This is a genomic window from Acinetobacter sp. YH16052 (genome assembly GCF_013417155.1).
Lineage (GTDB): Bacteria > Pseudomonadota > Gammaproteobacteria > Pseudomonadales > Moraxellaceae > Acinetobacter.
Map to the genome: position 1 here is coordinate 1 of NZ_VPEO01000110.1, position 2,065 is coordinate 2,065.

At 41.5% G+C, this 2,065-nt stretch carries 2 protein-coding genes; both read right to left on the reverse strand.

Annotated features, from left to right (window positions below):
- Positions 1 to 145: 145 nt before the first annotated feature.
- Positions 146 to 847, reverse strand: coding sequence for an IS1 family transposase (locus FTV42_RS16405; protein WP_154320143.1), 702 nt, complete (start codon positions 845 to 847; stop codon positions 146 to 148).
- A gap of 264 nt (positions 848 to 1,111) precedes the next feature.
- A partial coding sequence (locus FTV42_RS16410) for an ATP-binding cassette domain-containing protein (protein WP_180039214.1) occupies positions 1,112 to 2,065 on the reverse strand: 954 nt, incomplete at its 5' end.

The following is a 2,065-nucleotide window of genomic DNA, read 5'->3' on the forward strand; positions in this document are numbered from 1 at the left end:
CTTATAAGGGATTTTATGTTAAATTTTTTATATCAAAATTTCAAAGTGTACTGATGAGTACACTTTGAATGGGTTCTAACACCCGAATTTCGTATATGAGATTTTATGTTAAATTTTTGGTGGTGTTTCAAAAAGTATGCTGGCATTAAACGAATCCATTATTGATATAAAAGAACGCTAAATCAAAGGCTTTGTAATGATTTTCAAGCTTTTTGGAGAAGTTGCAGCTTCTCCTAAAGCCTCGCCTGATCCGATGCCGTAATCGACAATTATTGCCTTCTATACCCACAGTGAAAAATTTACCAATCAACTGTTTGCATTCTTTAAAGGTCGTAACAAAGCTATCCCAATGGTCACTTGATATACATGTATAGCTTACACCTAACTGCTTCAATTTTAATTTAAGTCGTTTTGCAGTGGCTAAATCTCGGTTACCCCATACATAAGCAACAATTTCACCTGTTTCTCGATGATAGGCATAAATTAGCCATTGTTTATTTTGCTTATGACCAACAAAAGTCCAAAACTCATCTACTTCAAGGGTTTCATAATGACTTTGCTGTGCTCGAAGTTGATATTTTGATTGGCTAAGTGTCCGTAGAACTTTACCGATACTTACTCTTTCAATTTCTGCTATATCCCTGACACCACTGCCTCGCACCATGAGGTGTAATATTTTGGTTTTGATACCTGAGTGACAGCCTTGATAACTGAGAGCATGATCACCAATAAATTGACGTCTGCATATTTTACATTGGTAATTTTGCTTACCATCTACTTTTGTGCCATTTTTCTTTATACTGTCACTTAGGCAGGCTGGACACTTGATTTCTAGAGTTATTCGCATTTCTCTATTTTATCAAAATCCAACCTGCTTTTTTTCAGCATACTTTTTGAAACACCACCAAAAAATAAACTTATATGGCACTTGCGTAATTCACGACAAAATGTGTCAAGTTTTGAAGAAGAGATGCAGTACTCAAGAATAGCAAGGAACTACACGGAGATGAAAAGCAGGAGGAAAATATTAAAAATGGGTGGTTTTAATAAAAAAAAGAGATGAATAACGCTTGTTACTCATCTCTCAGATAATGGGGGTGTTGAAATAGTGTTAGAAGGACTGCTCCAGACTTTCCAGTTCCATCATTAGTTCCAGCATCTGTTCTTCGGCTGTTTCCAGTTTGGCTTTCAGCTCAGTTTGCTCATTCATCAGTTTGAGCAAATCATTTTTACGTGAGGCATCATATAAAGCACTATCGCCGAGCAAGCTTTGAATTTCAGCCAGTCGCGGCGTAACCTTTGAAATCTGTGTTTCACATTTTTCGATATTTTTACGAATCGGGCGGCTCAGTTCCCGCTGGCGTGCCGCTTCCTTACGCTGTGCTTCTTTGTCCAGTCTGGAAATGGTTGCTTTGACTTCGACCTGAGATTTCACCGGCTCGGCTGGCTTCTGCCCGTTTTTGATCATCTCAATGCGGGCCTGACGTAACCAGTCGGCATAAGCGGTCAGATCACCGTCAAATTCACGGCATTGACCATTATGTACCAGCAGCAATTCATCACAGACACTGGCAATCAGCTGGCGCTCATGCGATACCAGCACCACAGCACCTTCAAAATCCTGCAAGGCCATGGTCAATGCATGACGCATATCCAGATCTAAATGGTTGGTCGGCTCATCCAGAATCAACACGTTTGGACGCTGCCAGACAATCAATGCCAGAGCCAGACGGGCACGTTCACCGCCTGAGAAACTTTCACTTGGCGTATCCATGCGTTCGCCGCTAAAACCAAAACTGCCCAGGAAAGAACGCAGGCTGGCTTCACTGATTTTTTTATCGGCAATACGGGCCAGCTGTAACATCGGGCTGGCATTGCCATCCAGTGCATCCATTTGGTGTTGGGCAAAGTAGCCAATATTGAGCAGTTCTGAATCTTTACGCAGACCCTGAAGCAATTTTAAATCACCGACCAGCGATTTAATCAGGGTGGATTTACCGGCACCATTCATCCCGAGCAAACCAATCCGGCTGCTTGGCGTGATCTGTAAATTGACATTGGTGAC

What these genes read in the sequence shown, in the direction of transcription:
- FTV42_RS16405 (WP_154320143.1), bottom strand. Translation starts at nt 847, where the DNA reads ATGCGAATAACTCTAGAAATCAAGTGTCCAGCCTGCCTAAGTGACAGT.